This window comes from Actinopolymorpha sp. B17G11 (genome assembly GCF_040196095.1).
In the GTDB taxonomy this organism is placed as follows: domain Bacteria; phylum Actinomycetota; class Actinomycetes; order Propionibacteriales; family Actinopolymorphaceae; genus Thermasporomyces.
On the sequence record NZ_JBEFTW010000080.1, the window covers coordinates 1 to 7,233 of the forward strand.

Genomic DNA, 7,233 nt, shown 5'->3' on the forward strand with positions numbered 1-7,233 from the left:
TCGGCCTCGCCGCCGCCGTACCACAGATCTCCTACGCCGCAGCAATCGGACTCTTCCGTTCCGTCGTAGGCCTCATCCTGCTCGTCCTCGCCAACCAGATCGCACGCCGATTCGCCAGATCCAGCCTCTGGTAAGGCGCCCAGCTACCCGCCCACCCACACCGCGGCCGACTCATCGGAGGGTCATCGACCATGAACGCGCAACTCGCTGCTGGTCCGTTCCAGCCAACCATCGAGTCCCTGGCCGGGTTCGTGGTTCCGGAGTGGTTCCGTGATGCCAAGCTCGGGATCTGGTCGCACTGGGGTCCGCAGTCAGTACCGCGCTTCGGCGACTGGTACGCACGGCACATGTACCGCGAAGGCTCGGCCCAGTACCTCTACCACCTGCGCACCTACGGGCATCCGTCACGCTTCGGATACAAGGATCTCGTCGCACTGTGGAAGGCCGAAAAGTTTGACCCTGAGGCGTTGATGGACCGCTATGTCGCGGCCGGCGCGAAGTACTTCGTCGCCCAGGCGGTGCACCACGACAACTTCCTCAACTACGACTCGGCCCTGCACCGGTGGAACTCCGCCAAGGTCGGCCCTGGCCGCGACATCGTGGCAGGGTGGCGAGACGCCGCCGTCGCACGTGGACTGCGGTTCGGGCTCAGCGAACACCTTGGTGCGTCGTTCAGCTGGTTCGCCACGAACAAGGGCGCGGACGAGAACGGGCCCTACAAGGGCGTGCCGTACGACGGATCGGACCCGAGCTACGAAGACCTCTACCTACCCAACCTGGAGCACTACAGCAAGAAGCTCGAGCCCGTCCAAGATCCCTGGTATACGCCCAACACCTGGTGGCACCAACGCTGGCTCGACCTCGTCACCGAGATGATCGACAAGTTCCAACCCGATCTGCTCTACAGCGATGGGCCGCTGCCGTTCGAGTCCGACGGGCACGCAGCAGGCGCGCAGGCCGTCGCCCACCTGTACAACACCAGCGCCGCCACTCATGGCGGGGTCAACCAGGCCGTATACACGCAGAAGACACGTGAGGCGAAGCTGGTGCAGATCGGTGTGTTCGACATCGAGCGCAGCCAGGAACCGGACATCCGGCCCGACCCCTGGCAGACCGACACCTGTGTCGGTGGGTGGTTCTACGACGTGCGCGCACGCTACAAGACCGCCGGCCACGTGCTGGAAATCCTTGTCGACGTCGTCGCCAAGAACGGCAACCTGCTGCTCAACATCCTGCAACAACCCGACGGCACCATCGACGACGAGTGCAGCTTCCTACTCGACGAGATGGCCCGCTGGATCGCGATCTGTGGAGAAGGCATCTTCGGCACCAGCCCCTTCCGAGTCTTCGGTGAAGGACCCAGCCAGGTCATCATCGACCACTTCAGAGAAGACCAGGTTGACTGGACAGCCCAGGACATCCGGTTCACCCAACGCGACAACACCGTGTACGCCTTCCTCATGCGCTGGCCCACCGACGGTTCAGCCCTGATCCGTACCCTCACCCCAGCCGACAACGTGCACGCGGTCCGCCTACTCGGTCACGGCGACACCTCCTGGGAGCAGACCAACGACGGCCTACGTGTGCGGCTACCCCAAGCCGGCCCAACAGGTGAACTCAACTGCCTGGCGGTCCAGCTGGCCTGAACCCACCCTCGTTTGAACTCAACCTTCCTGTTCAGGTCCAACCGATGAGGTCTCATGCCGCAGATTATTGGTGTCACCGTAGAAGACGTCCGCTTCCCCACGTCGCTCACCGGCGACGGTTCCGACGCGATGAACAAAGACGGAGACTACTCGGCTGCGTATGTGACTCTGCACACCGATGGCATCGACACCGTTGATGCACCGCTTGCCGGTCACGGCCTGACATTCACCATTGGCCGGGGCAACGACATCGTCGTGGCGGCAGCCCAGCAACAGGCGACGCGTCTCGTCGGTTGGGATGTCGATGTGATGGCTGCGGACATGGGCGCGGTATACCGCTTCCTGACCTCGGACTCACAGTTGCGTTGGCTCGGCCCGGAGAAGGGCGTGATCCACCTGTCGCTGGCCGCCGTGCTGAACGCGTCGTGGGACCTGGTCGCACGCCACGCCGGAAGGCCGCTGTGGCAACTACTCACCGACATGTCTCCAGAACAGCTCGTCGACATCGCGGACCTGCGCTACCTCTCCGATGTGCTGACCCGTGAGGAGGCAATAGACATCCTGCGGAGCAGGGAAGGCACCAAGGACGACCGGGTCGCCGAGCTCGCCTGCACCGGCTATCCCGTCTACACCACGTCCGCGGGCTGGCTGGGTTATGGCGACGACAAGTTGCGCAAGCTGTGCAGCGAGGCGGTCGATGCCGGGTACGAGTACGTCAAGCTCAAAGTCGGCGCGGACCTCAGCGACGACATCCGGCGCTGCTCCATTGCGCGGGAGATCATCGGCCCGGATCGCAAGTTGATGATCGACGCCAACCAGGTCTGGGAAGTCGGCCAGGCTGTCGAATGGGTTCAGGCGCTCGCCCGTTTCGAGCCACTGTGGATCGAGGAGCCCACGGGCCCAGACGACATCCTCGGCCATGCGGCCATCCGCCGCGCGGTCGCGCCCATCGGTGTCGCCACCGGCGAACACTGCCACAACCGGGTCATGTTCAAGCAGTTCTTTCAGGCCGACGCCATCGACTTCTGCCAGCTGGATACTGGGCGCCTGGGCAGCATCAACGAGATCGTCGCGGTCCTGCTCCTCGCTGCGAAGTTCAATGTGCCCGTCTGTCCTCATGCGGGCGGCGTCGGACTGTGCGAGATGGTCCAGCACGTGTCCGTGCTCGACTACGTTGCCGTATCGAGCGACCTCACCAACCGCGTCACCGAGTTCGTCGACCACCTGCACGAGCATTTCACCGACCCGTGTGTCGTGCGCGACGGCGGCGCGGGCATCGGATACGTCCTGCCCTCGAGGCCGGGTTACTCCACCCAGCTCCGCGAGAGCTCCGTCACGCAATACCGGTTTCCCGACGGGTCTTACTGGGCGTCAGCCGCCGCGTCAACTTTGGTGTCCATCGGCGGCGGTGAGTAGCCGAAGCCCGGCACGTGGGGGCCGGACGTGCGGGCCGACGGTCTGCTGGGCGTTCGGCTGGTGGCCGCGCGTGCTGATCACGTTCTCGTCGACCTGGACGCCTATTCCGGCGGAGTCTCCGAGAACGAGGGCGCCGTGCTCGATCCGCCGGTCAACGGTCACTCCGACCGGCGGTTGAAGGTCCTGCAGTTCGGTCACCAGGTGGTTGGGGATCGAGGTCGCGGCGTGCGTGAGCGCGACGGAGATGTTGCCGATCGGGCTGACCGGGAGGTCATGGGCATGTGCCGTGGCGGCGACTCGCAGGAAGTGGGTCACTCCGCAGGACGCTGATGCCTGGACGATGTCCACCGCTCCCGCCACCAGCAAAGGACGAAACTGCTCGAGTCCGGTGAGATTCTCCCCTGTGGCGACCGAAGCTCGGATCCCGTGCCCGACTGTCGCCAAGCCGTCGACGTCCCAGCGCCGGACGGGCTCCTCGACCCAGACGAGGTCCAGGGTGCGCTCGAGTTCGCTGATGTGACGAACCGCCTGTTTGCGGTTCCAGGACTCGTTCGCGTCGAGCATCAGGCCTGGCCGTGGGCCGCCCCCGGCCTGGCGCAGTACGTCTTGGACGAGTGTCAGCCGTTGCCGGTCCCGCTCGACGTCGAGGCCGCCTTTGAGTTTGGCCGCGAGCAGCCCATGGTCGGCGTAGGTCTGGTAGGTCGCGACCAACTCGTCATCGTTCAGGCCGATGTCGAGACCCGAAGCATAGGCGGGTACGACACGGTCGCGTCCGCCGAGGAGTCGCCACAGGGGCTCGCCGACGGCCTTCGCCTTGATGTCCCACAGAGCGGTGTCGAATGCGCCGATCGTGGAGAAGACAGCTCCCCCGTGACCCGCTTTGAACGTCCGCCGTAACATCCGGTCGTACAGTGCTGTGACGCTGCGCGGGTCCTCGCCTTCGATCGCGGCGAAGATCGTCTCCACTTGCACATGCGAGCCGAACCCGGTGCCAGTGATTCCCTCGTCGGTCTCCACTTGAATGATCGGAACCGAGGTGATCCCGTCGGCGAAGATTCCGTTCGCGTCTCCGACGGGCCGTCCCCACTCCTGGACAGTCGTCAGGGTGCGATAGCCGGTGATCTTCATGTCAGCCCTTCATGGATGCGACGGTGACGGCTCGACGATGCGCTGTTGCCTATTCTGGAACGGCTCGAGAGAAGATTCGACGTTGGATCTCCTGCCGGTAGTCCTCGAGGGTGTTGTCGATGTGGTCGGCGGCGGCGTGTGCCGCAGCTTCCGGCTGTCCGTTGCGGATGGCCACGTAGACAGCGGCATGCTCCTCCACCGCCTCCGCGGTATGTCCGCCGAGTGTGCTCTGGAGGCCGATCACATTGGACTGGCTCTGCAGGCGCCGCGCCTCGCGGATCGCGACGGCGAGGAAGAAGTTGTGTGCGGCCGCGGCCACATTGGCGTGGAAGTTGTCGTCGCTGCGTAGCAGCAACTCGCTGTCGCTGGTCTGGTGTGCGGTCCGGTAGTCGTCCACGGCCTGCTCGATTGCTCGCAGCTCGGTCGGAGTGGCTCGTCTCGCGGCGAGCCGGCTCGCCTCCATCTCCAAGGAGCGGCGGAACTCGAAGAGCATGTAGACATGCTCGAGGTCGGTCGGAAGGAAGAACGGGCTGCCGGAGCCGCCGAGCATTCCGGGATCATCGGCCACGTACAACCCTCGTCCCTTCTGCGCGCGGACCCGGCCCAGTGCTGAAAGGATCTTGATTGCCTCGCGGACCACCGTACGGCTTGTGCCGAGGCGTTTGGCGAGCTCGTTCTCGGTGGGCATACGGTCACCGGGGTGCAGGTCGAGCGTGGTGATCAGCTCCAGTACTCGCTCCGCGGTCACCTCATAGCCGGGCCGGTACGTCGCTGAAGCCGCCGACTCCGTGGGGCGAGGACCTGGCGCGGTGGCCACGTCGGACGTGCGCGCTTCGGGATCGGGGTCAGGCGGCGCGCTCTTCGATGGCACCTCATCCACCACTCGAATCTCTCCTCGCGCAGTGACCATGCCGTCATGCGACAGGTTCCGGTCAGTCTGACATCTACTTCTCTTGATGAGTATGACTTATGCTTCACTCCGAACGCGCCCCGCCGCTGGCTAGATCGGGCCAAAGTCTGGCTAAGTGCGCGGTGGAGATGCGGCTATGCGGGCAATTCCCCACCACCGCCGGGACGATAGGTAGGCTTATACGGCTGGCACATGGAATAGATACTACTGCTTAATGCCGAGACCGCGATCGCCGATTCCAGGCGACCGAAAGATGCATCGCGGCAGGAGTCGCGGCCCTGACAGCAGCCGGCGGGTTCGCCGGCCTTCCGGCGTTGCGGGCGCACGCGGCGCCGTCCGCCGGATACGCCCTCGTCGTCGCCCCTACCGGCCGCTGGGCGCGCCGAGGACAACGGTCCTGTTACCAGCGAACGGCCGTCGAAGGCTCTTGCCGAGGCCTCGGTCCGCCTCGTCCGCTCGGGCGAACTCGACGGCATCCGCACGTTGCTTGGTATCTCACAGGAGTTCTGAATCTCGAGGGTTTGGTGATTGGCAATGGCGCTAGGGATGAGACGGCAACCCGCCGCAATGCTGGGGTCCCGCTGGAGTAGACGCGACCTGCTGCGACTTGGCGGACTGACTGCAGCTGCTGGCATGGCAGGTCATGGGTTGACCGGCTGCAACTCGGGAAGTGGCGGCGGTGATGATGTCGAGTTGCAGTTCATGTACTGGGGCTCGAGTTTCGAGCAGAAGGCCGTCAACGCGATGCTCGAGCAGTTCGAGGGCAAGCACGCCGGCGCCTCGGCGGAGCCGCTTTACACGCCGCAGGAGTACGACACGAAGGTCAATACACTGGTGGCGAGCAACCGGGCACCTGACGTGGCGTACATGCTCGCGCCGATGGCTTACCGTCTGGGGGAGCAGGGCAGGCTGGTAAATCTCTTTCCCTACTTGGACAAGCACCCCGAGCTGGCCGACCGGCTGCCCGGCACCTACTTCTGGTACGGCAAGGACAAGTCGTTCGGTACGCAGACGGCCAACGAGGTCGCGCTGCTGTGGTACAACAAACCGGTGTTCGACGAGGCGGGCGTCGAACATCCGCCAGCGGAGGCCGCAAGTGCCTGGTCGTGGGACGATCTCGTCGAGGCTGCCTACAAACTCACCTACGACCAGGAGGGTAGGCGACCCGACGAGACGGGGTTCGATCCCAAACAAGTCCGGCAGTTCGGAGTTTCGGCCAGCGTTCAGTTCGTCCAGACGTGGGAGTGCCTGCTGCGCAGCAACGGCGTCGATGTCGTCGACGAGGCGGGCACCAAGTGCCTGCTCGATACGCCGGAAGCCCTAGAGGTACTGCAGAACCTGCAGGATCTGATGTACGAGCACCGGGTGGCGCCGACACCGGTGCAGCTGGGAAACAACGCCCCGACCACCGCTGTGCAGTTGAGGACAAAACGCATCGCGATGGTGTTCGACGGGCAGTGGATACTCCTGGACATGGCCCAGAGCGACGTCGACTTCGGCATCGGAGTATTACCGAGCTATCAGGAGCCGAAGACGACGTCGATGGGTAGTCCGTCGGTCATCTTCACAAGCACCAAGCATCTGGACGAGGCCGTGGAGCTCTACCTGTTCCACAACGATCCGGAGAATGTCGATCTGTACAAGAACGGCCTCTGGATGCCCCTGGAGCGCAAGTACTACACCGATCCCGACGCCATCGCCTCGTGGATCGACAACGACGTCCACCCGCCGGAGTACAAGACCGCGGTCGTCGACTACACACTCAACCACGCCACGACCGCATTCAACCAACGACTGAAGAACATGGACAACATCAACGAGGTGCTGACCCCGGCACTGCAACGCGTGGAGGGCGGGAAGGAGCCCGTCAAGGACACCATGGCGTCGGCCGTCCCGAAGATCGACGGACTGCTGCAGGGTTGGAATCCGACCCAGGAGCTCTGAGGTCCCGGTGAGACTGACGGGAACACACGCGGCGCTGCCGTCAGGCCGGCGGCCGCTCCAGAGACGGCGTTTGTCGGGACAGGGGCGGCTGGAACGCCGTTGGGGGATCGTCCTGGCGATGCCGGCGATTCTCGGGTTCGTCATCTTCACGATCGGGCCGATGGTCGCGTCGTTCTTCTTCAGTCTGAC

General features: G+C 64.4%; 5 protein-coding genes. 3 read left to right on the forward strand and 2 right to left on the reverse strand.

Annotated features, from left to right (window positions below; translation table 11 throughout):
- Positions 1–191: 191 nt before the first annotated feature.
- Both ABN028_RS34855 and ABN028_RS34860 read left to right on the forward strand, forming a co-directional pair.
- Positions 192–1,646, forward strand: coding sequence for an alpha-L-fucosidase (locus ABN028_RS34855; RefSeq protein WP_349699613.1), 1,455 nt, complete (start codon positions 192–194; stop codon positions 1,644–1,646).
- A 54-nt stretch (positions 1,647–1,700) separates the two neighbouring features.
- Positions 1,701–3,062 (forward strand): enolase C-terminal domain-like protein, encoded by a 1,362-nt coding sequence (locus tag ABN028_RS34860; RefSeq protein WP_349699614.1) that lies wholly within the window; start codon positions 1,701–1,703, stop codon positions 3,060–3,062.
- Here ABN028_RS34860 and ABN028_RS34865 read toward each other — a convergent pair.
- Together ABN028_RS34865 and ABN028_RS34870 are read right to left on the reverse strand one after the other, a co-directional pair.
- A complete protein-coding gene (locus ABN028_RS34865; protein WP_349699615.1) occupies positions 3,030–4,190 on the reverse strand; it encodes a mandelate racemase/muconate lactonizing enzyme family protein in 1,161 nt (386 codons plus the stop codon). The genes ABN028_RS34860 and ABN028_RS34865 overlap by 33 nt on opposite strands.
- A gap of 49 nt (positions 4,191–4,239) precedes the next feature.
- A complete protein-coding gene (locus ABN028_RS34870) occupies positions 4,240–5,070 on the reverse strand; it encodes a FadR/GntR family transcriptional regulator (RefSeq protein WP_349699616.1) in 831 nt (276 codons plus the stop codon).
- Between the two features lie 663 nt (positions 5,071–5,733).
- Here ABN028_RS34870 and ABN028_RS34875 point away from each other — a divergent pair.
- A complete protein-coding gene (locus ABN028_RS34875) occupies positions 5,734–7,044 on the forward strand; it encodes an ABC transporter substrate-binding protein (protein WP_349699617.1) in 1,311 nt (436 codons plus the stop codon).
- Positions 7,045–7,233 lie beyond the last annotated feature (189 nt).